Below are 23,571 nucleotides of genomic sequence, written 5' to 3'. Positions count from 1 at the left end.
CCCGGCGCCGGGGACGGTGAGGGGAAGGCCGCAGGCCTTCAGGACGCTGTACGCGCCCGAGGTCGCCGCGGAGATCACCGGCACACCGAGCTCCTGCTCGGCGGCCTCGACCAGCGCGAGCGACGGCATCTGGACGCAGGCGGAGATCACGACGGCGTCGACTCCGGCCAGGTCGAGCGAGCGGGCCGCCGCCATCACCCGGTCACCGGGAATGCAGCCGACCTCGCGGTTGTCCTCGACCTCCAGCGCGCGCCAGTCGGCGATCTGGAAGCCCTCGGCGGTGAGATAGGCGACGACCTGCTCGGCCAGCGGCCGCATGTAGGGCATCACCAGGCCGATCCGGCGGGCACCCAGCGCGTGCAGCCCCTCGACCAGCGCGCCCGCGCTGGAGCGGACCAGCGCCTCGGAGCCCCCGGTGGCCAGCTGCTCGGCGACGAGTCCTTCGACGCGGCGGTGCTCGTCCGGGCCGCCGGCCATGATTGCGACCAGGCAGGCGTAGAGGATCAGGTCGGGGGAGGCGTCGCCGAGTTCGATGACGCAGCGCTCGCGCTGGGCGTTCATGGCGGCCAGGCCCTCCGGCGACACCTTGGCCATCCGCATCCGTGAGGAGTGGAACGAGAACGACGCCCCGGGATGCCGGGAGAGGATCGCCGGCAGTTCCGTCTCGACGGTGACGTTGGAGCTGGGCACCACGAGCCCCACCCGCACATGCTTCATTGCGCTTCCTTTCGACGCGTCGCTCAAGAATTCAACGCATGCGACTAAAAGCCAACAGTACCGTAAAAGATGGCCGGGGTCGGTTGAGTACCCTGACTCGTCATGGAAGAGACGAAGTCCGGAACGGCCGACGGGCCCGAGGAACGTGCGGGCGTGCGGCGCGGGTTGGTGCAGCAGGAGATCTACGAGCAGGCGACGCGGCTGTTCGCCCAGCGGGGGTACGCGGGGACGAGCTTTCAGGACATCGCCAGTGCGGTGGGTCTGACGCGGCCGGCGCTCTATCACTACGTGAAGAGCAAGGATGAGCTGCTGGCGAAGCTGGTCGCGGAGATCACGGTGGTGGCCGCGGCCGATCTCGCGGCCCTCGCCGAGCGTGAGGACCTCTCGGCGGCCGACCGGATCCGCCAGATCGTGCGGCTCATGGTGCGCCGGCAGGGCGAGCAGGGTGAGCGGTTCCGGCTGCTGCTGCGGTCGGAGGCGGACCTTCCCGACGAGGTCGCCTCCTCGTACGAGGAGAACCGCAAGGCGGTGCTGAATTCGCTGAGCCATGTGATCGAGCAAGGAGTGGCGCGCGGGGAGTTCCGGCCCGTCACGCCGGCGGTCGCCGCGCTGGGCACGCTGGGCATCGTGAACTGGGTGGCGTGGTGGTACCACCCCGGGTCGCACTTCGACCTGGACTCGGTGTGCGCGGAGCTGGCGGACATGGCGGTGCACGGGCTGGTGGCGGAGGCGGGACGGTCGGCGTCGGCCACCCCGCTGGACGCGGTGCGCGGCCTTCGCCGGGAGATCGACCGCTTGGAGGGACTCCTCAAGAAGGCCTGATCTTCCTGATTTTACGCCTCCGTCTACCTGTTGACGGTGCTGTCAAATGCCCTTACGTTGTGTCGCACAGCACAGGGCATCCCAGGACCAGATGGAGTTCGCTATGGCATATGTCATCGGTGTCGACGTCGGCGGCACGTTCACGGACGCGGTCCTCGACGATGCCGCGGGCACCATCGTGGCCGCCAAGGCACCGTCGACCCCGGCCGACTACTCGCAGGGGGTCATGGACGTTCTCGCCGTACTGGCGGAGAACCTCGGGGAGCCGCTGGAGCGGATGCTCGCGAAGACCCACCACATCGCGCACGGCACGACCTCGTCGCTGAACGCCCTCGTCATGGGCAACGTGCCCCCGGTGGGCTTCATCACGACCCGCGGTCACCGCGACTCGATCTACATCATGAACGTCGAGGGCCGCTACCTCGGCTCGGCCCCGCACCAGCTGCAGAACGTCATGGGCCAGGACAAGCGCCACGTCCTCATTCCCAAGCGGCACGCGGTCGAGGTCACCGAGCGACTGGACCGCGACGGCACCGTCGTCGTCGCGCTCGACGAGGAGTCCGTGCGCTCGGCCGTGCACTCGCTGCTCGACCAGGGCATCCGCTCCATCGCGGTCTCCCTGCTGTGGTCGTTCAAGAACGCGGTCCACGAGCAGCGGATCCGGGAGATCGTGGGCGAGCTCGACCCCGAGGCGTTCGTGGCCCTGTCGAGCGAGGTCAGCCCCCGGATCCGGGAGTACGCCCGCAACGCCACCACCATCATGAGCGCGCAGATCGGCCCCGGGCTCCGGGACTACCTCGGCCGGCTGGAGTCACGGCTCAACGACGGTGGTCTGGGCGGCCCGCTCCTGGTGATGCAGAGCAACGGCGGCGCGATCGCGGCGTCCGAGGCCCCGTCGACCGCGATCAGCACGGTCGGCTCGGTACTGACCGGTGGCGTCGTCGGCGCGGTCTCGCTGGGCGAGCAGCTCGGCCACCGCAACATCATCTCCACCGACGTCGGCGGCACCACCTTCCTCGTGGGCCTGGTGGTCGACGGCGAGCCGGTGCGGTCGAGCACGACGATCATCAACCACCACCCGATCAACGTCCCGACCCTGGAGGTCCACGCGATCGGGTCCGGCGGCGGGGCGATCGCCTGGATCGACCACGGCGGCAACCTCCAGGTCGGCCCGCGCAGCGCCCAGTCCGTGCCGGGTCCCGCGTGTTACGGCGCCGGAGGCACCGAGCCGACCAACACCGACGCCAACCTCGTACTCGGCATCCTCCCCGAGAGCGGACTCCTCGGCGGGCGCAAGGCACTCGACGTCGAGGCCGCACGCGACGCGATCCGCACCCGCGTCGCCGAGCCGCTGGGGCTCAGTGTCGAGGACGCGGCCGCCGCGATCTACGCCGTCCAGAACGCCCAGACCGGCGACCTGCTCCGCAAGACGGTCGTCGAGACCGGCCACGACCCGCGGAACTTCGTCCTCTACGCCTTCGGTGGCGCCGGCCCCGCCTCCTGCGCCGCGTACGCGGCCGAGGTGGGTGTGCGCGAGGTGGTCGTGCCGCTCGGCCCGGTCGCCTCCGGGTTCTCGGCCTTCGGCCTCGCCGCCTCCGACGTGGTGCTCGCCCAGGAGCTCTCCGACCCCGGGCAGATGCCCGTCCCGGCGGCGACCGCGCAAGGCCACTTCGAGGAACTCGAACGACGGCTGGGCGAGGCACTCGGCCGCCAGGGGCTCACGTTCGAGCGGGTGGAGTACGCCCGCACCATCGACCTGCGGTACACCGCCCAGCTCGCCGAGGTCACCGTCGGCGTCCCGGCCGGCGCGCTGACCGGCGCCGACATGGTCGCGGTGATGGACGAGTTCGAGCGCAAGTACGCCGGTCTCTACGGCGAGGGCACCGGCTTCAGCGGCGCCGGCATCCAGTCGATCACGCTGCGGGTCCAGGCGACCGGCGCACTGCCCTTCAACCCGCAGCTGCCCAAGCTGGGCGACGCCGACACCCCGGACCCGGCCGAGGCGCTGGCCGCCGTCCGCAGGGTCTGCCTCGACACGGTCGTCGGGTACGTCGAGACCCCCGTCTACGACTACCGGCTGCTGCGGCACGGCCATGTGATCCACGGGCCCGCCGTCATCGAGGTACCCACCACCACCGTGGTCGTGCCGCCGCACATGACCGGCACCGTCGACCACCTCGGCAACCTCTCGATCATCACCCGGAACTAGGCAGGACAGAGGCTCTGGCATGGCTATGACCATCCCCGGCTCCGAGCACTTTTCGAGCCGACCGATCGACCCCGACGTCCTCGCCGCGGGTCTCCCGGACTCCCTTCCCGTCCACAGCGTCACCCAGGAGCAGATCGACGCCCTCGACCCGCTCACCTACGAGGTCGTCCGCCACCGGCTCTGGTCCGTGACCGACGAGATGGGCGAGGCCCTCAAGCGGATGTCCGGCTCGCCGATCGTGACCGACGCCAACGACTTCGACTTCGCGATCTGCGACGAGGTCGGCCAGGAGGTCCAGGTCGGCCTCTACAACACCATGCTGGCCGGCGCGGTCGACCTGGCGGTCTACTGGACGCTGCAGCATCGCGTGCGGAACCCCGGCGTCAAGGAAGGGGACATGTTCCTCTGCAACGACCCCTGGGTCGGCGGCGGGCTGCACCAGAACGACGTCATCGTCTACCAGCCGATCTTCCACGACGGCAAGCTGTTCGCCTGGACCAGCGCGATCTGCCACGAGCCCGACCTCGGCGGGGTCGGCCTCGGCTCCTTCAGCCCGGCCGCGCAGGACGTCTTCTCCGAGGCGCTGCCCACACCACCGATCAAGGTGGTGCGCGACTTCGAGATCCAGGACGACGTCGCCGAGGCCTGGATCCGCCGGTCACGCGTGCCGCTGCTCGTCAACCTCGACCTGCGCGCCAAGGTGGGGGCCAACACGGTCGGGCGCAAGCGGTTGCACGCCGTCATCGACCAGTACGGCGCGGACACGGTCAAGGCCGTGATGAAGCGCATGATGTCCGATGCCGAAGGACGCCTCCGCGGCAAGCTCAGGAACCTGCCCGACGGCAGCTGGAGCGCGACCGGCTACCAGGACCAGTCGCACGCCGGTGACCGCGCGGTCCACCAGATCACCGTAAAGATGACCAAGGCCGACGACCACCTGACCTTCGACTTCACCGGGACCGACGAACAGGCAGGCCTCATCAACTGCACGTACGCCGGCCTGCGCGGCGGCGTGATGCTGGCCCTGATGCCGATGCTGGCCAACGACATCCCGTGGTCCGCCGGCGGCCTGATGCGCTGCTTCGACCTGATCTCGGAGGAGGGCACGATCAACAACGCGACCTTCCCGGCCGCGGTCAGCCGGGCGCCGATCGGTCCCGCGTGGTCGACCGGGTCGCTCGTCGCGGAGTGCCTCTCGCAGATGATGGACCGCACCGTGGAATTCGGTGACCGCGTCCAGGCCGGCTGCTGCGGCACCCACGACACCGCCGTACTGGCCGGCCTCGACCAGCGCGGCGAGGTGCCGACGCCGTTCCTCAACATCGTCATGGACGTGATGGCCGCCGGCTACGGCGGTCGGCCGGGCGCCGACGGCATGGACACCGGCGGGTTGTTCTGCATCCCGATGGGCCGCATCCCGGACGTGGAAATGACCGAGTACCTCTACCCGCTGATGACGCTGTGGCGCCGCGAGGAGCCGGACTCCGGCGGCCCCGGACGTCATCGCGGCGGCGTCAGCGGCTCCTCGGCCTTCATCCCCTACGGCACCGATCTCCCGGTCGGCCTCGTCGTGGCCTCCTCCGGCAAGGGCGTCTCACAGAACACCGGCCTGGCCGGCGGCTACCCGGGCAACACGGCCGTCGGAGTCGTGGCACGCGACGCGGGCGTGAAGCGACTGCTCGCCGAAGGCACACTCCCGCTCCGCCTGGCGGAACTCGCGGGCAGCCAGGACCTCCAGGCCTGCTACGGCGAGACCCAGGTCGCCCCCGACGACCTGCTCTACCTGCACTGGCAGGGCGGCGGCGGGTACGGCGACCCGCTGCTGCGCGAGCCCGAGCTGGTCGCCCACGACCACGCCGAGGGCAAGGTGACGAGTACCGGTGCCGAGGCGTCCTACGGCGTGGTCCTGCGCGACGACGCGGTCGACCGGACGGCGACCGAGGCCCTGCGGACCAGGCTGCGCGAGGAACGCAGAGCCCGCTCGACGGCCGACGTGGCTCCCGGCCCGAGCCACGCCCCGTCGACCGGCAAACGCCTCGACGACAACCTCGTCGCGGTCGGCGTCGACGGCGTCGAGGTGGTCGCGTGCGCCCACTGCGGCCGGCAGCTCGGCGACCCGAGGACCGACACCGTGCTGACCCTGGCCCGGTTCGAGGGGCCGACCAGCAACGCCGGCTCCCACGTCACCGACGACCCGGGCCAGTACGTCGACGACGAGATCGTCTTCCGGCAGCTGTGCTGCCCGGGCTGCTACACGGCGATCTACTCCGGCGTCGTCCCGGCCGCCCACCCCCAGCACGTCATCGACCTCGATCGCTACGTCCAGGCCTGAGACCGTCGCCGTCACCATCACTGTCACCGTGGCCGCTGCTCGTACCCCCTTGTCGGGCGTGCGGGCAGCGGCCTGCCACCTCTGAACGGAATGTCGAAGTCGGAAGAGTTCGGAACAGTAGAGGCGTGCCCGAGGGCCGTCAATGCCTTTGCCGCGAACCCGCATCCGAAAACTGTCGCTCCGCAACCACCCGCTTCCGGTGCGTTACTCAAACGTGACGTCCTCCTGTCGTCGCCCCCCTTGACCGGCATGAATTGTTAGCGCTCACAATGACGTCCGCAATCACGAGCCGGCTTTCACCCAGGTGACGTCCATTCAGAAGCCCAGTCCTGCGCAGATGTCCACGCACGCACAGGAAACTTTCGGTTCACGACAGCCAAGGAGGTACGGCCATGGCACAATCACAGCTTCGCCCGCCCACCATGGCCGATGTCGCGCGACTGGCGGGCGTGTCCCATCAGACCGTTTCCCGTGTGCTGGGGGATCACCCCAACGTCCGGGACCGGACACGGGCCAAGGTGCTGCACGCGATCGAGGAGATGGGCTACCGCCGAAACTTCTCCGCACGCGCCCTGGTCACCCGACGCACCCGGACCCTGGGTGTCGTCGCCTCGGACACCACCCTCTACGGTCCGGCCAGCACGCTCTTCGCACTTGAGGAGGCGGCACGTGCCGAGGGCTATCTCGTCTCCACGGTCAGTCTGCGCAGACTGACCGTCGACAAGGTGTCCGAGGCGCTGGAGCACCTCAGCCAGGGCGGGGTGGAGGGAGTCGTCGCCATCGCCCCGCAGCGGTCGGCGGTCGAGGCCCTCGCCGAACTCCGCCATCCGTTCCCGGTGGTGACCGTGGGCAGCGGGCCCTCGGTGGGGATCCCCGGCGTCAACGTGGATCAGCACCTGGGTGCACGCCTGGCCACCGGTCATCTGCTGGCCGCCGGCCACCGCACGGTCTGGCACCTCGCCGGACCCGAGGACTGGCAGGAGGCCACCGACCGGGCCGCCGGCTGGCGGGCCACCCTCGAAAAGGTAGGCGTGGCACCGCCGTTGACCCTGCGCGGGGACTGGAGTCCGCTGTCGGGCTACCGGGCGGGCCAGGAACTGGCCGGCTGGGTGGGCCGGGGGCTGACCGCGGTCTTCGTCGCCAACGACCAGATGGCACTGGGGGTGTTGCGTGCCCTGAGGGAAGCGGGAGTGCGAACTCCCCAGGACGTGGCGGTGGTCGGCTTCGACGACATCCCGGAGTCCGAGTTCTTCGCACCGCCGCTCACCACCGTCCGGCAGGACTTCGCGGCGGTCGGCAAACGGAGCATCGCCCTGCTCCTGGACCTGATCGAGGGCAGGGAGCCGTCCGGGGCGTCCGGTATCGCCATCGAACCCCAACTCGTCGTCCGCGCCAGCTCTTTCCCGTACACCTCGGACCAGGGCGCCCCGCCCGCCTGACGCACCACCCCGGCAGCCGATACCCGCACACTCCGGTATGTCCGATATTTCGAACAGCGATCGACAGGCTGGACGCAAGTGAGCCTGTCCCGGCGAGTAGTACGCGCACCAGCAGGCTCACCCGGGCCCGCTCTTCAAAGGAGAAGAACATGCTCAACAGAAGGAACTTCCTCACCGCGGCGGTCGGCGTGGCTGCTGCGGGTGGCCTGGCGGCCTGTGCCAAGGAGGACGAGGGCTCCTCCGGCTCCGACTCCGGCAGCGGTGGTGGCGGCAAGAAGATCAGCCTCGGTTTCGCCCAGGTCGGTTCGGAGAGCGGCTGGCGCACGGCCAACACCAAGTCGGTCAAGGCAGCGGCCAAGGAGGCCGGTTACACCCTCAAGTTCTCCGACGCCCAGCAGAAGCAGGAGAACCAGATCTCGGCGATCCGCAGTTACATCGCGCAGAAGGTGGACGTCATAGCCTTCTCGCCGGTCGTCGTCACGGGCTGGGACGCGGTGCTCAAGGAGGCCAAGACCGCGAAGATCCCGGTCATCCTCACCGACCGCTCCATCGAGACCGCCGACGACTCCCTGTACGTCTCCTTCATCGGCTCCGACTTCATCGACGAGGGCCGACGCGCGGGCAGGATGCTGGAGAAGATCCTCACGAAGGCCGGCCACAAGGGCGCGGTGAAGATCGCACAGCTGGAGGGCACCACCGGCGCCGCCCCCGCGCTCGAACGCGCCAAGGGCTTCAAAGAGATCATGGAAGCCGACCACAAGGACGACTGGAAGATCGTCGTCAGCCAGACCGGCGACTTCACCAGGGCCGGCGGCAAGCAGGTCATGGCCGCCTTCCTGCAGTCCAACCCGGACATCAACGTGCTCTACGCGCACAACGACGACATGGCCCTCGGCGCCATCCAGTCCATCGAGGCGGCCGGCAAGAAGCCCGGCAAGGACATCCTGATCCTCTCGGTCGACGGCGTGAAGGACGGCTTCGTCGCGATGTCCGAGGGCAAGATCAACGGCATCGTCGAGTGCAACCCGCTGCTCGGCCCCCAGCTGATGGACCTCGTACAGCAGGTCAACGACGGCAAGACGGTCGAGCGCCGGATCAAGACCGAGGAGGGCGACTTCCTCCAGGACCAGGCCAAGGCCGCCCTCCCGACCCGCGCCGACCGACCACCGCATGTACCACCAGGGAGCCTCCGTCCGGCCGAGCACCTCGGCTCAGGGGGCTCCCTGCGGGCCGGTACGAATATCCAAGAGGAGCGCTGCCATGGCAGAGCCGCTGCCCGTCCTGGAGATGACGGGCATAGTCAAAGAGTTTCCGGGGGTACGGGCTCTGTCGGGTGTCGACTTCCGGCTCTTCCCCGGCGAGATCCACGCCCTGCTCGGCGAGAACGGCGCCGGGAAGTCCACCCTCATCAAGGTGCTCACCGGGGTCTACTCCCTGGACGGCGGCACCGTCACACTCAACGGCGCGTCCGTCCGGTTCACCAGCCCGTCGGGCGCCCAGCAGGCCGGCATCAGCACGGTCTACCAGGAGGTCAACCTCTGCCCCAACCTGTCGGTGGCGGAGAACATCTTCATCGGGCGCGAACCCACCCGCTTCGGCCGCATCCAGTGGAAGCGGCTGCGCCGCGAGGCCGCGGAACTCGTCGACCGGCTCGGCCTCGACATCGACGTCACCGCGCCGCTGTCCTCGTACCCGCTGGCCGTGCAGCAACTGGTCGCGATCGTACGGGCGGTGGGGACCGGCGACAGCGACGGTTCGGGGTCGGGCACCAAGGTGCTGATCCTCGACGAACCGACCTCCAGCCTCGACCGCGACGAGGTCCTCGAACTCTTCGCCCTGATGCGCAGGCTGAAGGGTGAGGGCGTCGCGATCCTGTTCGTCTCGCACTTCCTCGACCAGATCTACGAGGTCTGCGACCGGATGACCGTCCTGCGCAACGGCACCCTCGTCGGCGAACACATGGTCCGCGACCTCGACCAGGTCGGCCTCGTCCAGCTGATGATCGGCAAGGCGCTCGACCAGCTGGAGGAGCTGCACGACCACCAACTCCACGCCGATGTGGGGGAGTCGCTGCTCACGGCGGACGGCGTCGGCCGCACCGGCGGCATCGCCCCCTTCGACCTGGAGATCAAGAAGGGCGAGGTCGTCGGACTCGCCGGACTGCTCGGATCGGGCCGCACCGAACTGGCCCGGCTGCTCTTCGGCGCCGACCAGCCGGACAGCGGCAAGGTGACCATCGGCGGCAAGCAGGTCTCGATGAGCGCCCCGAACGACGCGATCGCCGCGGGCGTCGCGTACTGCTCGGAGAACCGCAGGACCGAGGGCCTCGTACCGGACCTGACGGTGCGGGAGAACATCATCCTCGCCCTGCAGGCCGCGCGCGGCTGGGTCCGGCCCGTCCCGGCCGCCCAGCGCGACGAACTCGTCGCCCAGTACATCAAGGCCCTGGACATCCGGCCGGCCAACCCCGAGGCGAGGGTCGGACAACTCAGCGGCGGCAACCAGCAGAAGGTCCTGCTCGCCCGCTGGCTCATCACCCGGCCGAAACTGCTGATCCTGGACGAGCCGACGCGCGGCATCGACATCGGCGCCAAGGCCGAGATCCAGAAACTGGTGGTCTCGCTCTCCGAGGAAGGCATGTCCGTGCTCTACATCGCGGCCGAACTGGAGGAGGTCCTGCGGCTGAGCCACACCATCGGCGTGCTGCGCGACCGCAGGCTCGTGGCCCGGCTGGCCAACGGGCCCGAGATCACCCCCACCCGGATCCTGGAGACCATCGCGAGCGGAGAGCACCAGTGACCACCACGCCCCGATGGCGAGAGCTGACACGCCATCACCTGTTCTGGCCGGTCGCCGTGCTGGTGCTCCTGCTGCTCGTCAACGTCCCTTTCACGCCCGACTTCTTCTCGGTCAAGATGACGGACGGCCACCTCTACGGCAGTCTCGTCTCGATCGTGCTCTTCGGCTCGCCCCTCATCCTGGTCGCCGTCGGCATGACCTTGGTCATCGCCACCGGCGGCATCGACCTGTCCGTCGGCGCCGTCGTCGCGATCACCGGGGCGCTGTCCTGTTCGTACCTCAGTGACCAGGCCGACCAGGCAGCCGTCTCCGGGGTGCTTCTCGCGATGGGTCTCGGCCTGCTGGCCGCGGTCGTCTGCGGCCTCTGGAACGGCTTCCTGGTCGCCAGGATGGGCATCCAGCCGATCATCGCCACGCTGATCATCATGGTCGCCGGGCGCGGTGTCGCCCAGCTGATCACCGACGGGCAGATCATCACCGTCAACAGCGAGCCGTACAAGCTGATCGGCGGCGGCTACTGGCTGACGCTGCCCTTCTCCATCTTCGTGGTGGCCGCCGTGGTAGCCGTCACCGTGGCACTGACCCGCCGCACGGCACTCGGCCTGCTCGTCGAGTCGGTCGGCGGCAACGCCGAGGCCAGCCGCCTGGTCGGCATCCGATCCCGGCGCATCAAGATCATGGTGTACGTGTTCTGCGCGCTGTGCGCCGGCATCGCCGGCCTGATGATCAGCTCCAACACCTCGGCCGCGGACGGCAACAACGCGGGCCTGTGGATCGAGCTCGACGCGATCCTCGCCGTGGTCATCGGCGGTACGTCGCTGCTCGGCGGCCGGTTCTCCATCGGCGGCACGGTCGTGGGCGCCCTGGTCATCCAGACCCTCACCACCACGATCTACACCATCGGCGTGCCGACCCAGACCAACCTGGTCTTCAAGGCCGCCGTCGTCATCATCGTCTGCCTGATGCAGTCCCCGAAGTTCCGCGCCAAGGTGTTCGGCGCCGGGGGCTTCGGCGGGAAGCGGGGCGCCAAGCAGGCCGAGGCTCCGGCGGACACCGCCGCGACGCCCGAGACCGTACGCACCATGGAGGTCTCGTGATGACCACGACCACCCGCAAGCCCGCGGCACCGGACAGTCGTACGCCGAGCGGGGCCGCGCGCGTCCTCGGTGACCGCCGCCTGCCCGTCCTGGTGACGGCCGGGCTGTTCCTCGTGATGTACGCCGTCGGCCTGAGCCGGTACCAGAACTACGGGTTCGCCGAGACGCAGGTCTTCCTCAACCTGTTCATCGACAACAGCTATCTGCTGGTCGCGGCCGTGGGCGCCACCTTCGTCATCCTCTCCGGCGGCATCGACCTGTCCGTCGGCTCCGTCATCGGTTTCACGACGATGTTCACGGCGTGGCTGGTGGAGCGCCAGGGACTGCCGATCGTGGTCGTCATCCCGATGGCGCTCGCCGTGGGCGCCTTCGGCGGCTACCTGATGGGCTATGTGATCCAGAACTTCGAGATCCAGCCCTTCATCGTGACGCTGGCCGGACTGTTCCTGTTCCGCGGCCTGTGCCTGGTCATCAGCAAGGAGTCGATCTCCATCGGCGACTCCTCCGTGAGCAGCATGGCCCAGGCCCAGGTGTCCCTGGGAGGGGCGTTCCTGTCCATCGGGGCCATCGTGGCGCTGGTGGTGCTGGCCGCGGCGTTCTACGTCCTGCACTACACGCGCTTCGGACGCCGGGTGTACGCCATCGGCGGCAACGAGCAGTCGGCCCTGCTGATGGGGCTTCCACAGGGCGGCACGAAGATCGCCGTCTACACGATGAGCGGGTTCTGCTCGGCGCTGGCCGGACTCCTCTTCACCCTCTACATCCAGTCCGGCGACCCGCTGCACGCCACCGGTCTCGAACTCGACGCCATCGCCGCGGTCGTCATCGGCGGCACGCTGCTCACCGGCGGGTCGGGTTATGTGGTGGGCACGTTGTTCGGTGTCCTCGTGCTCGGCTTGATCAAGAGCCTCATCCAGTTCGAGGGAACGCTCAGTTCGTGGTGGACGAAGATCGCGACGGGGGTGTTGCTGTGCGCGTTCATCCTGATCCAGCGCACGATGACGTCCCGCCGAAAGGCCTGAGCCTTGTCGGGTGCGGGTGCGGGTGCGGGTGCGGCTGTGGCTGATCGCGCAGTTCCCCGCGCCCCTTCGGGGGCGCGGCTGGGTCACGTGTAACGGGACCGAGTCCCGTACGCTGTGGTTATGGCTCGCTGGGAACCGAACGCAGCAGAACGGCTCGCTCACGCCGCCCTCGACCTGTTCGCCGAACGGGGCTACGAGAACACGACCGTGATCGACATCGCGCAGCGCGCGGGGCTGGGGAAGTCCACCTTCTTCCGGCACTTCCAGGACAAGAGGGAAGTGCTCTTCGGCGGTGACACGATGAGCGGACTGCTCGCCGAGGCGATAGCCGCGGCGCCGGCGACCGCCACCCCGCTCGAAGCGGTCGCTCACGCGCTGGACGCGGCCGGCAGGGAAGTCTTCACGCCCGCGCGCCGCGAGTTCACCGCCCGCAGGCAGGCGGTGATCGCCGCCAACCCCGAACTGCGAGAACGCGAAGCGCTGAAGAACCTCACCCTCGTCGCGGCCATGGCCGACGCGCTCGAACGGCGCGGCGTTCCCGACCTGACCGCTCGGGTGGCCGCGGAACTCGGCGCGCTCGCCTCCGCGATCGCCTACGAACGCTGGTGCCGGACGACCACCGACGACGGCTTCGGTGAGATCGCGCGACAGGCGCTCGACGACGTGCAGGCATCCACAGCCGCCTGCTGACACGGCCGCCCGGCGCGGTTCATCGACGGGACGCGAGGACGCTGAGCGCGTTGGCGGCGACGACGGCACCGACGGCGGCCCACTCCACCGGCCCCAGGCTCTGCCCGAGGACGATCCAGCCGACCAGGCCGGCCAGCACCGGGTTGACGCTCATGAGGAGGCCGAAAGCCGGGGCGGACACGCGGCGCAGGGTGAACATGTCCGCGAGATAGGGCACCGCGGACGACAGGACGCCCGCCACGACGGCGTACGCGAGAGCCGTGGGGGCGGGCGGGTCCCGGACCGCGAGGACGATGCCGACCGGCAGGAACATCAGGGCGGAGACCGCCGCCGCGGCGGCCGATCCCCGCGCTCCGGGTATGCGCCGGCCCACGGTGCGGTTGAGCAGGATGTAGGACGCCCAGCAGACGGCGGCGAGCAGACCGAGGCCCATGCCGAGGTAGTCGGCCGACGGCTGCGGACGCATCAGGGTGACGACGCCCGCCGCTGCCACCAGCGCGCAGCAGGCGTCCACCCGGCGGCGCGCGGCGGACAGTGCGATGGCGAGCGGGCCGAGGAACTCCAGGGTCACCGCAAGGCCGAGACCGACCCGGTCGATGGCGGTGTAGAGGGACAGGTTCATCGTCCCGAACACCAGGGCCAGCAGCAGGACCGGCCACCACTGGTGCCGGGTGAACGAGCGCGGCCGGGGCCTGGCGACCGCGCACAGGACGACCGCGGCCACGTACTGGCGTACCGCGACGACACCGAGGGGGCCGAGGACGGGGAAGGCCAGCGAACCGACCGCGGCCCCGGTCTGGTTCGACAGGGCGCTGCCGACCAGGGTGACCAGCCCGGCCGGCTCGCGGGCGGTGTGTCGCGCGGACGCCGTGGCGGGTGCGGAGGCTGCGTGCATGCCCCGATGCTGCGCCCGCCACGACCATGCGCAAAATGCATGGCCCGGCCTGTCTATACGCTTGAGTCATGGATGTCGGAGGTGTCGGAGGTGTCGGAGGTGTCGGAGGTGTCGGAGGTGTCGGAGGTGTCGGAGGTGTCGGAGGTGTCAGGGGTGCCATGGACGGCGTGGATGTAGAAGTGCGGCAGTTGCGCTGTCTCGTCGCGATCGTCGACGAGGGCGGTTTCACCGACGCGGCTCTCGCCCTCGGCGTCTCCCAGGCGGCCGTGTCCCGCACGCTGGCATCGCTCGAACGCGCCCTCGGCGTACGGCTGTTGAGGCGGACCTCCCGCGAAGTGGCCCTGACGGCGGCCGGGCTGCGCGTGGTGGCACACGCCCGGCGCGTGCTCGCAGAGGTGGAGGGCCTGGTCCGGGAGGTCGCCTCGGGCCGGGCCTCGCTGCGGATCGGTTACGCCTGGTCGGCGCTGGGCCGCCACACGCTGGCCTTCCAGCGGGACTGGGCGAAGACGCGTCCCGAGACGGAACTGGAACTCGTCCGCGCCAACTCCGCCACCGCGGGACTCGCGGAGGGCATGTGCGAACTGGGCATCGTCCGCAGGCCGTTGGACGAGCGCCGCTTCGAATCCGTCATCGTGGGCCTGGAACGGCGGCTGTGCGCCCTGGCCTCCGACGATCCGCTGGCCCGGCGCCGCTCGGTGCGTCTCGCGGACCTCACCGGGCGCACGCTGCTGGTCGACTCGCGGACCGGCACCACCACGACGGAGCTGTGGCCCCCGGATGCCCGTCCGGCGGCCAGGGAGACGCACGACATCGACGACTGGCTCACCGCGATCTCCACGGGGCGTTGCGTGGGGATGACCGCCGAGGCGACCGCGCATCAGTATCCGCGGCCGGGGGTCGTGTACCGGCCGGTGCGGGACGCCGAGCCGATCGCGGTCCGGCTCGCGTGGTGGCGGGACGATCCGCATCCCGCGGCACCGGGGGTGAGAGAGCTTCTTGTGGCGCTCTACCAGGAGGGAAAGGGATGACGAGCACCCCGGCGGAAGGCCGTACGTGGTCCGCGGCACGTTGGCCCCCGCTCCGGAGCTCGCCAGGCCCCTCAGGACGCGACAGGTTTCCTCAGGAATCGTGCGCGAGCCGGATCCTCATCGTGAACGTCGTCGCGCCCGGCCTGCTGGTCAGGTCGATGGTGCCGCCGTGGGCCCGGGTCAGGGAGCGGGCGACCGCCAGGCCCAGGCCGCTGCCGCCGCGGTCCCGGCTGCGGGCCTTGTCGATGCGGAAGAAGCGGTCGAAGACGTGCTCCTGGTCGGCGGCCGGCACACCGGGGCCGGAGTCGGTGACCCGCACGACGGCCTGGCCGGCCGCGACGGACACCTCGACGGAGACCTCGGTACCGGCCGGGGTGTGCACGGCGGCGTTGGTGAGGAGGTTGTCGAGGACCTGCCGGATGCGCAGGACGTCGAGCCGCAGCCGCACCGGGTCCGGACCCGCCGTCACGGACAGCGGATGGTCCGGGTGGCTCGCGCGGAACGCGTCCGCCGCCTGCCGTGCCAGCTCCACCAGGTCCGCGTCCTCCAGCCGCAGCGGTACCTCCACCTCGGCGGCGTCGAGGCGGGCGAGCAGCAGCAGATCGTCGAGGAGTACGCCCATCCGGGCCGCCTCGGCGCGCAGCCTGGCCAGGTGTTTCTCCCGCTCCTCGGGCTCGTTGGCCGCCGCGTACTGGAAGAGGTCCGCGTAACCGCGTACCGACATCAGGGGCGTACGCAGCTCGTGCGAGGCGTCCGCGACGAACCGGCGCAGCCGCTGTTCGGCCTCCGTGCGGACGGCCAGCGAGTCGTCGATGTGCTCCAGCATCGTGTTGAACGCGGTGCGCAGCTCCTCGACCTCCGGGCCGCCGTTCCCGCGGTCCGCGCGCACCGGCAGCCGGGCCGAGTCGGTGAAGTCGTGCGAGGTGATGCCGCGGGCCGTGTGCGCCATGTCGCTGAGCGGCTTCAGGCCCCGCCGCAGCACCGCGCGCCCGAACACCACGAGGCCGAGGAGCGCGAGGGCGAACGCGAAGACCTGGACCGTGACCAGCTGGTCCATGGTCTCCTCGATGTCCTCCAGGGGCGCCGCGGTGACCAGGACCACGCCGGGCCCGATCTTGCAGGCACGCAGCCGGTACGCGCCCTCGTCCTCGATGCGTGTGGTGTGGGACATCTCCGTCGACCCCGCCCGGGCCAGTGATTCGGCGAAGGCGGTGAGCTGCACGGTGTCCTTCGGCACGTCACTGGGCCTGCGCAGGACGGCCGAGTCGCCCGAGACGTCGTACACGGCCGTGTACCAGCCGTAGTAGGGCCTGCGTTCCACCGTGCCGTGGGCCTGGGCGTCCTTGGACTGGGTGACCTGGACCAGCTTCATCTGGTCGTTGAGCTGCCGCTCCAGGTAGTCCCGCATGTACGTCGACAGGGCCGTGCCGACCACGGCGAAGACGACCAGTGACAGCACCCCCATGCCCAGTGCCAGCCGGGTGCCGAGCCGAAGCCTGCGGTACGTGTCACGGAGCCGGCCGAGACGGCCGGTCACCCGGTGACCTGCCGCGTCCTGGACGGGCGGGGCCGGTCGAGGACGGCGTAGCCGTCGCGCTCTCCGGCCTCGTAGCGGGCGACCGTCGCGACCAGGCCGGCGAGGGGCGGATCGTCGTCCACGACGAGAAGTCGTACTTTTTCCACGTGCCCATAGTGCTTCACGTGGCCTTCCACGCCATAGCCGAGGACACGCGGAGCCCGGATCGATAACCACTCGAAAGTTCAGCGACAGGGAAACGACAGCTTCGGCCGGGCAGACTCGTCCAGGGGTGGTGGCGCGTGGTGGCGTGATCAGCCCGGTCGTCGGCGCCGGCTGACAACCCCGTCCCCTAACCTCATCCCATGACCTCGTCCATGGAGACGTCGGGAGACGTCGGATGCCATGGACATCCATGTCGGGAGACGACGGTGTCCGGTAGTCGCATGCGTCCACTCGTGGGCGCCTTGATCGTGGCCTGCATGGTCCTCGTCGGCCCCAGTGCGCCTGTCGGCGTCCCCTTCTCCGGGTCACTGCCCGTCGAAGCCACCCCGGACGTGGTGGCGAACCGTGTCATGACGTGGAACATCTGCAACCCCTGCGAGGAGAGCAACGGTGACCGGGCGGCGGAGATCGCCACGTACGCCCCCCAGGTCATCGGCCTGCAAGAAGCGTGCGTGCGAGACGTCGAGCGGATCGTGGACCATCTGGAGGGCCGTTACGGTCTGGTCTACCAGGTCACGTACGGGACGGTTCTTCGGAACTGGGGCCGTTGCGCGGGACTGCCGTGGAGGCCGGGGGCCTACGGACAGGCCGTTCTCTCGATGGCACCGATGACAGACCTCGTCAGCGCGGAGTACCCCGACGGCGGATCCGAGGACCGGGGGTACATGGCAGTCACCACCACGGTGGACGGCCGGCCCGTCCGGATCTTCAACACCCATCTTGCCGAACGACGTCAGGAGGCGGTCCGGGCGGACCAGGTCGGCGCACTCGCCGCAGAGGTCGCACAGCATGATCGCGCGATCGTCATCGGTGACTTCAACGCCGTGCCCAACGCCCCCGAACTCGCCGGGATGTGGACGCTGGCCGCGGACGTGGACCCCCGGTGCCGGCCCTCGCCTTCCGGCGACTGCAGGCCGACCACCGACTGGCAGAGCAAGTTCGACTACATTTTTCTGCGAGGCATCGCCCCGCGCGGACACCGTGTTCGTCCGACCCCGTACTCGGACCACCATCTGCTGTACGCCGACCTGGACACAAGGACGGGTGAGCGCTCTCAGCCACCCGTCGCGTGAGCCCCGAGGTGTCGCATGCGCGACAGTGGAAACAGCGTGCCGGTGGGGTCAGGGGCCGATCCGTAGAACCGCCCAGACCGCGTTGCCCCTCATGTGGAGCGAAGGGGCGGCTCCCCAGGAGTCCGCGAGCTGCTCCACGATCAGCAGGCCCCGGCCGCTCTCGTCCTCGGATCCGGGCCGAGCGCCGGACGGACGGGCCATGGGATGTCCGTCGTCGTGCACTTCTAACCGCAGCCTTTCGCGGGAGGTCAGCGACAGGCCGCACAGCATTCTGGTGCCTTCGGAGTGGATGACGGCGTTGGTCGCCAGCTCCGAGACGAGCAGCACGGCGTCGGTGCACACGTCGCCGGGCAGCCGCCATGTGTGCAGGTGCCGGCGGACCGTGTCGCGAGCCGTCCGCACACTCGTACGGAGCGAGGGAAGACCGAACCAGTGCTCCCGGTCCGGATGGGTGGTGGGCAGGAGTTCGGGCGGGGAGGCCGTGTGGGGGGTCACGTTGATCGCCTTCCAGTGCGGACGGGCGCGGTACCTAAGGAGCGGACCTGAGCGGGCGAGGACAGGGGAGGGTCTGCGTCTGAACGCGGGGAGGCGTAACTCCCCGGGTACGTCCGTGAGTTGATGGTGCGCCATCCGGTCGGGAGGGTTCACTCACGTGACAACTATGCTCGCAGTTTCGTTCATGCTGCAACCGGCTCCCTGATAATTTCAGCAAGACGTAATCAGGCTGGTGCCATCAGCAAGTCGCTGTCAGAATCGGGTTGGTGACAGCACATCAGGAGGCAGGGCGTGAGTGAAGCTCGATCCGGCGCCGGTACGAGCGCCCCGACAGTCCTGCGCATGATCCTTGGCCGGCGGCTCCAGGACATGCGGCAGAACACGGGTGCCTCGCTGGCCGACGCCGCCAAGGCCCTGCGGGTGACGCCCCTGACCATCCGCCGCCTGGAAAAGGCCGAAGTCGCCCTCAAGCCCCTGTACGTCGAGAAGCTCCTGGAGACCTACGGCGCCGGGCAGCAGGAGTTGGACGAGTTCATCGCGCTCACCGAGCAGGCCAACAAGCCCGGCTGGTGGCACGCCTACCGCGACGTGCTGCCCAACTGGTTCACCGCGTACGTCAGCCTGGAGACCGGCGCCGGCACGCTGCGCACCTACGAACCCCACTACGTCACGGGGCTCCTCCAGACCCGCGCCTACGCCCACGCCGTACTGAGCGGAGGCCTCCCCAACGGTTCCGAGGAGGAGGTGGAGCGCCGTGTCGACCTGCGGCTGCGCCGGCAGAGCCTGCTGGAGCGGGAGAACGCGCCCGTCCTGTGGGTGGTCATGGAGGAAGCCGTTCTGCACCGGGTCGTCGGCGGCCCCGAAGTGATGCGCGAGCAGATCGACCGGCTCCTCGACGTGTCGGAGCTGGACCACGTCAGCATCGACATCCTGCCCTTCGCCGTCGGCGCCCATGTCGGCGCCTGCGCCCCCTTCACCTACTTCCGGTTCGAAGAGCCGGAACTGCCGGACATCGTCTACAGCGAGATCCTGTCGGCCTCGATGTACCTGGACGAACGCGCGGACGTCGTCGACCACCTTGAGGCGCACAACAGGATGTCGCTGCTGACCTCGTCCCAAGCCAGCAAGGCACTCCTGAACCGCATGCGCAAGGAGTACTCATGACCATCACCGGCGACAGCGTCTACAACGGGATGCCCGCCTCGGACCTCGGCGAACAGGGCTGGGAACGTCCGTGGAGCGGACCCAACGGAGGCCAGTGCGTGGAGACCAAGCAGCTCGCCGACGGACGCGTCGCACTGCGCCAGTCGACCGACCCGGCCGGCCCCGCGCTCATCTACACGCCCGAGGAGATCAGCGCGTTCGTCCGAGGAGTCAAGCAGGGCATGGCCGACCACCTCACGACCGGCCAGAACGGACCGCGGGCCAGGAACACCAGCACGGGGAACACCAGCACCGCCGGGAAAAGGGGAAGGAAACGGGCCCCCTCCGGCCATGGCCTGCCCGGCACACCACAGCACACCTTCTGAAGGGGACAGGACAGGATGAGCAACACCCACGCCGCGCGGGACCTCGACACCAGCAGGCCGCACTCGGCCCGCATGTACGACTACTACCTCGGCGGCAAGGACCACTTCCCGGTCGACAAGCAGGCCGCGGAAGCAGTCGCCGAGGCCTACCCGGGCATCTTCACCTGCGCCCGCGAGAACCGCGCGTTCATGCACCGCGCCACCCGGGTACTGGCGCAGGAACACAACATCCGCCAGTGGCTCGACATAGGCACCGGCATCCCCACCGAGCCCAACGTCCACCAGGTGGCCCAGTCCGTGGTCCCCGACGCCCGGGTGGTCTACGCCGACAACGACCCGCTGGTCCTCAAATACGCCGAGCGCCTGATGCGCAGCACCCCGCAGGGCCGCACCACCTACCTCGAAGCCGACGTCAACGACCCCGGCTCCCTGCTGAACGCACCGGAACTGGCCGAGACGCTCGACCTCTCCCAGCCCATCGCCCTGTCCCTCAACGCGCTGATGCACTTCATCACCGACACGGCCGACCCGTACGGCATCGTCAACCGCCTCATGGCAGCCCTCCCCTCCGGCAGCGCCCTCGCACTGAGCCACTGCACACCCGACTTCGACCCGCCCACCTGGGAAAAAGTGACCGACATCTACACCGGCTCCGGCACACCCGTGCAGTTCCGCCCCCACAAAGACGTGGCCCGCTTCTTCGAAGGACTCGACCTGCTCACCCCCGGCGTCACCGTCGGCCACCGCTGGCGGCCCACCCACCCTGCCGGTTCCGAGACCCCGACCGACGCGCAGGTCAGCCTGTGGGCAGGGGTCGGCATCAAACCCTGAGCGGGCCGAGACGGCAGGTCACCCGGTGACCTGCCGCACCACGTACCCGACGCCCCGCACGGTGTGGATCAGCCGCGACCCGTCCTTGTCGCCGGTGGAGGTGCCGTCGCTGTTGTGGTCGCCGTCGTCGTCGAGCTTGCGGCGCAGCCGGCTGATGACCAGCTCCACCACGTTCGAGCGACCGCCGAAGCCGTACTCCCAGACATGGTCGAGGATCTGCGCCTTGGTCAGCACCGTCGGCGACTTGCGCATCAGATAGCGGAGCACCTCGTACTCGGTCGGCGTGAGCGTCAGCAGCCGCTCGCCGCGGCGCACCTCGCGGGTGTCCTCGTCCATCGTCAGGTCCGCGACCGCCAGCACCGACCGCTGGAAGGCGGGCCCCGCACTGCGGCGCAGCACGGTCCGCAGCCGGGCCATGAGCTCCTCCACCGCGAACGGTTTGACGAGGTAGTCGTCACCGCCCCTGGTGAGGCCCGCGACCCGGTCCGCCACCCCGTCCCGCGCGGTCAGGAACACCACGGGCACCATCGTTCCGGACAGCCGCAGCCGGTCGAGCACGGCGAAGCCGTCGAGCCCCGGCAGCATCAGGTCGAGCACCACGATGTCCGGATGGAACTCCGCGGCCCGGCGCAGCGCGTCCTCGCCGGAGTTCGCGGTGACCGCCTCCCAGCCCTCGTAACGGGCGACCGTCGCGACCAGGTCGGCGATGGGCGGATCGTCGTCCACGACGAGAAGTCGTACTTTTTCCACGTGCCCATAGTGCTTCACCTGGCCTCCCGCGCCATAGCCGAGGGCGCCACGAGTCCGGATCGATAACCACTTGAAAGTTCAGCGACAGGAAAACGACAGCTACGGCGAGGCAGGCTCGGAGTCCCACGTTCCGAGTCCCAGGTTCCTCATCAGGTTCCGCATCAGGTTCCGAGGACCCGATCAAGGAGTTGCCGTCCGTGACGACTGTCCAGACGACCGTTCCGCCGCCGACCGCGGCGGTGCGTCCCAAGGTGGTGGCCCGCACCGGCCTGTACGGCGTGCTGGCCCTGAACGTGGTCGTGGTGACCGTGTTCTTCATCCAGGCCGGGTTCGCCTCGAACACCCTCATCGTGCTGGGCAGACTCGCCGGACTGTACGGCGCGCTCCTGATGGCCTTCCAGCTGCTGCTGGTCGCCCGGCTGCCGTGGTTCGACCGCCGCATCGGCATGGACCGGCTGACCTCCTGGCACCGCTGGGTCGGCTTCGGCCTGCTGTTCACGCTGCTCGGGCACGCCGTGTTCATCACGTTCGGCTATGCCCGGTCGTCCTCGATGGACCCGGTGAATCAGCTGGTGGACCTCGGTGAGACCGTCGAGGGCGTGTTCCGCGCGATCGTCGCGCTGGGTCTCATCCTCGTGATCGGCGCGGTCTCGGGCCGCTACGCCCGCCGCCGGCTGGCGTACGAGACATGGCACTTCATCCACCTGTACACGTACCTCGCGGTGCTGCTGGCGTTCACGCACCAGGTCGCGGCGGGTACGACGTTCACCTCGTCGTCCGCCGCCACGACGTACTGGTACGTGCTGTGGAGCGTGGCGCTCGGCGCGGTGCTCCTGGGCCGCCTCGTGCTCCCGCTGTACCGGAACCTGCGGCACCGGCTGCGGGTCTCCGCCGTGGTGCCCGAGTCGGACGACGTCGTGTCGGTCTACATCACGGGACGCGACCTGGACCGGCTGCCGGCCCGCGCGGGCCAGTTCTTCCTGTGGCGGTTCCTCACCAGGGACCAGTGGTGGCAGGCCAACCCGTTCTCCCTGTCGGCGGCCCCGGACGGCCGGACGCTGCGGCTCACCGCCAAGACGGCAGGTGACGGCACCGCCGCCCTGCGGAACCTCAAGGTGGGCACGCGGGTCTTCGCCGAGGGGCCGTACGGCGCCTTCACCGCGATGCACCGCACCCGGCCCGAGGCCGTGCTCATCGCCGGTGGCGTCGGCGTCACCCCCATCCGGGCCCTGCTGGAGGAACTGCACGGGCACGCCGTGGTCATCTACCGGGTCGCCACCGACCGGGACGCGGTCCTGTACGAGGAACTGCGGGAACTCGCCCGGGCCAAGGGCGCCGAGCTGCACCTGGTGTCCGGCCCTGTCAGCCCCGACAAGCTGGCACCGGGCGAACTCGCGCGGCTCGTGCCCGACATCAACGACCGGGACGTCTTCCTGTGCGGGCCGCCTCCGATGATGAACGCGGTACTGGGCAGCCTGCGCGAGCTGGGCGTGCCCAAGCCGCAGATCCATTTCGAGCGTTTCAGCCTGGCGGGATGAGAGAGACAACGTGAAGCGAGTCATACCTGTCCTGGTCCTGACCGTCGCGGGCCTGATCCCGGTGTTGCGCTACGCGCCCTCGGACGGCACGACGACGACCACCGAAGCCTCCACGCCCGCCGCGCCGCCCGCATCGACGCCCTCCTCGTCCTCCACCTCGTCCTCCTCCGAGGGCGGCTCGTCCCAGGTGGTCGCGGGGTCGACGGTGAACACCGAGAAGGGCGCCGTACAGGTGGAGGTGACCTTCGACGGCGACAAGATCAGCGCCGTGAAGTTCCTCCAGCAGCCGAACCATCCGCAGACGGAGGCCGCCGCCCCGAAGCTCGTAGCGGAGACGCTCCAGGCACAGAGCGCCGACATCGACGCGGTGTCCGGCGCCACGATCACGAGCGAGGGGTACGTCGAGTCGCTGCAGGCCGCCCTCGACGCGAAGGGGTGACGGCGGTGGCCAGGAGCGAGACCTCCGCGGCCCCGGCGGCCGTGGCCGAGCCGGTGCATCGCGTCGAGCACATCATGGGTCTGCCGATATCCCTGCGGATCGAGGGCGGCCTGCAGCGACTCGAC

Annotated in this window: 19 protein-coding genes and 3 pseudogenes; 16 read left to right on the top strand and 6 right to left on the bottom strand. The window is 69.6% G+C overall.

What is annotated here, in order from left to right; all coding sequences use genetic code 11:
* Positions 1-717: maleate cis-trans isomerase family protein (locus AOK01_RS31535; RefSeq protein WP_055517661.1), on the bottom strand; the 717-nt coding region annotated here is incomplete at its 3' end.
* 102 nt (positions 718-819) lie between these two features.
* On the opposite strand from AOK01_RS31535, the gene AOK01_RS31530 reads away from it, so the two are divergent.
* From AOK01_RS31530 to AOK01_RS31485, 9 genes and pseudogenes are all read left to right on the top strand, one after another.
* The gene (locus AOK01_RS31530) at positions 820-1,539 is read left to right on the top strand and encodes a TetR/AcrR family transcriptional regulator (protein WP_055517659.1); all 720 of its coding nucleotides are present in this window, start codon (positions 820-822) and stop codon (positions 1,537-1,539) included.
* Between the two features lie 103 nt (positions 1,540-1,642).
* Entirely contained in the window at positions 1,643-3,748 is a 2,106-nt protein-coding gene (locus AOK01_RS31525; RefSeq protein ID WP_055517657.1) for a hydantoinase/oxoprolinase family protein, read from the top strand.
* Between the two features lie 19 nt (positions 3,749-3,767).
* Entirely contained in the window at positions 3,768-6,080 is a 2,313-nt protein-coding gene (locus tag AOK01_RS31520) for a hydantoinase B/oxoprolinase family protein (protein ID WP_055517656.1), read from the top strand.
* 392 nt (positions 6,081-6,472) lie between these two features.
* The gene (locus tag AOK01_RS31515) at positions 6,473-7,519 is read left to right on the top strand and encodes a LacI family DNA-binding transcriptional regulator (RefSeq protein ID WP_055517654.1); all 1,047 of its coding nucleotides are present in this window, start codon (positions 6,473-6,475) and stop codon (positions 7,517-7,519) included.
* A gap of 149 nt (positions 7,520-7,668) precedes the next feature.
* Positions 7,669-8,673: pseudogene (locus tag AOK01_RS41885) on the top strand (ABC transporter substrate-binding protein); the annotation flags it as partial.
* Positions 8,674-8,779: 106 nt separating this feature from the next.
* The gene (locus AOK01_RS31500; RefSeq protein ID WP_055517648.1) at positions 8,780-10,318 is read left to right on the top strand and encodes a sugar ABC transporter ATP-binding protein; all 1,539 of its coding nucleotides are present in this window, start codon (positions 8,780-8,782) and stop codon (positions 10,316-10,318) included.
* The gene (locus AOK01_RS31495) at positions 10,315-11,415 is read left to right on the top strand and encodes an ABC transporter permease (protein WP_055517646.1); all 1,101 of its coding nucleotides are present in this window, start codon (positions 10,315-10,317) and stop codon (positions 11,413-11,415) included. The genes AOK01_RS31500 and AOK01_RS31495 overlap by 4 nt, the downstream gene beginning before the upstream one ends.
* A complete protein-coding gene (gene yjfF / locus AOK01_RS31490; RefSeq protein ID WP_055517644.1) occupies positions 11,415-12,437 on the top strand; it encodes a galactofuranose ABC transporter, permease protein YjfF in 1,023 nt (340 codons plus the stop codon). The genes AOK01_RS31495 and yjfF overlap by 1 nt, the downstream gene beginning before the upstream one ends.
* A 120-nt stretch (positions 12,438-12,557) precedes the next feature.
* Positions 12,558-13,127, top strand: coding sequence for a TetR/AcrR family transcriptional regulator (locus AOK01_RS31485; protein WP_055517642.1), 570 nt, complete (start codon positions 12,558-12,560; stop codon positions 13,125-13,127).
* Between the two features lie 19 nt (positions 13,128-13,146).
* On the opposite strand, the gene AOK01_RS31480 is transcribed toward AOK01_RS31485, so the two are convergent.
* The gene (locus AOK01_RS31480; protein ID WP_079103918.1) at positions 13,147-14,022 is read right to left on the bottom strand and encodes an EamA family transporter; all 876 of its coding nucleotides are present in this window, start codon (positions 14,020-14,022) and stop codon (positions 13,147-13,149) included.
* 167 nt (positions 14,023-14,189) lie between these two features.
* Here AOK01_RS31480 and AOK01_RS31475 point away from each other — a divergent pair, with 167 nt between their 5' ends.
* On the top strand, positions 14,190-15,050 hold the full coding sequence (locus AOK01_RS31475; protein WP_055517664.1) for a LysR family transcriptional regulator: 861 nt from the start codon (positions 14,190-14,192) through the stop codon (positions 15,048-15,050).
* Positions 15,051-15,141: 91 nt separating this feature from the next.
* On the opposite strand, the gene AOK01_RS31470 is transcribed toward AOK01_RS31475, so the two are convergent.
* Together AOK01_RS31470 and AOK01_RS41880 are read right to left on the bottom strand one after the other, a co-directional pair.
* On the bottom strand, positions 15,142-16,587 hold the full coding sequence (locus AOK01_RS31470) for a sensor histidine kinase (RefSeq protein WP_055517640.1): 1,446 nt from the start codon (positions 16,585-16,587) through the stop codon (positions 15,142-15,144).
* A 59-nt stretch (positions 16,588-16,646) separates the two neighbouring features.
* Positions 16,647-16,751 (bottom strand): annotated as a pseudogene (locus tag AOK01_RS41880) (DNA-binding response regulator); the annotation flags it as partial.
* A 261-nt stretch (positions 16,752-17,012) separates the two neighbouring features.
* Between AOK01_RS41880 and AOK01_RS31465 the strand changes: the two are divergent.
* Positions 17,013-17,864 (top strand): endonuclease/exonuclease/phosphatase family protein, encoded by an 852-nt coding sequence (locus tag AOK01_RS31465; RefSeq protein ID WP_055517638.1) that lies wholly within the window; start codon positions 17,013-17,015, stop codon positions 17,862-17,864.
* Positions 17,865-17,912: 48 nt separating this feature from the next.
* On the opposite strand, the gene AOK01_RS31460 is transcribed toward AOK01_RS31465, so the two are convergent.
* Positions 17,913-18,359, bottom strand: a complete 447-nt coding sequence (locus tag AOK01_RS31460) for an ATP-binding protein (RefSeq protein WP_055517636.1) — start codon at positions 18,357-18,359, stop codon at positions 17,913-17,915.
* A 291-nt stretch (positions 18,360-18,650) separates the two neighbouring features.
* On the opposite strand from AOK01_RS31460, the gene AOK01_RS31455 reads away from it, so the two are divergent.
* The 3 genes and pseudogenes from AOK01_RS31455 to AOK01_RS31445 all read left to right on the top strand — a co-directional run bounded on the left by AOK01_RS31455 (position 18,651) and on the right by AOK01_RS31445 (position 20,719).
* Positions 18,651-19,523: a helix-turn-helix domain-containing protein gene (locus tag AOK01_RS31455; protein ID WP_055517634.1), complete on the top strand. Its 873-nt coding sequence runs from the start codon at positions 18,651-18,653 to the stop codon at positions 19,521-19,523.
* Positions 19,520-19,768 (top strand): annotated as a pseudogene (locus tag AOK01_RS31450) (DUF397 domain-containing protein); the annotation flags it as partial. The gene AOK01_RS31455 and the pseudogene AOK01_RS31450, both read left to right, overlap by 4 nt.
* A gap of 135 nt (positions 19,769-19,903) precedes the next feature.
* Positions 19,904-20,719, top strand: a complete 816-nt coding sequence (locus AOK01_RS31445; protein ID WP_055517632.1) for an SAM-dependent methyltransferase — start codon at positions 19,904-19,906, stop codon at positions 20,717-20,719.
* Positions 20,720-20,737: 18 nt separating this feature from the next.
* Here the strand turns inward: AOK01_RS31445 and AOK01_RS31440 are convergent, their stop codons facing one another.
* Positions 20,738-21,469 (bottom strand): response regulator transcription factor, encoded by a 732-nt coding sequence (locus AOK01_RS31440; protein ID WP_079103919.1) that lies wholly within the window; start codon positions 21,467-21,469, stop codon positions 20,738-20,740.
* A gap of 197 nt (positions 21,470-21,666) precedes the next feature.
* On the opposite strand from AOK01_RS31440, the gene AOK01_RS31435 reads away from it, so the two are divergent.
* Both AOK01_RS31435 and AOK01_RS31430 read left to right on the top strand, forming a co-directional pair.
* A complete protein-coding gene (locus tag AOK01_RS31435; RefSeq protein ID WP_190849472.1) occupies positions 21,667-23,007 on the top strand; it encodes a ferredoxin reductase family protein in 1,341 nt (446 codons plus the stop codon).
* 10 nt (positions 23,008-23,017) lie between these two features.
* Entirely contained in the window at positions 23,018-23,446 is a 429-nt protein-coding gene (locus tag AOK01_RS31430; RefSeq protein WP_055517628.1) for an FMN-binding protein, read from the top strand.
* Positions 23,447-23,571 lie beyond the last annotated feature (125 nt).

The organism is Streptomyces aurantiacus, from assembly GCF_001418335.1.
Lineage (GTDB): Bacteria > Actinomycetota > Actinomycetes > Streptomycetales > Streptomycetaceae > Streptomyces > Streptomyces aurantiacus.
Note: the sequence above shows the minus strand (reverse complement) of the source record. Positions and strands in the feature narration are given on the sequence as shown.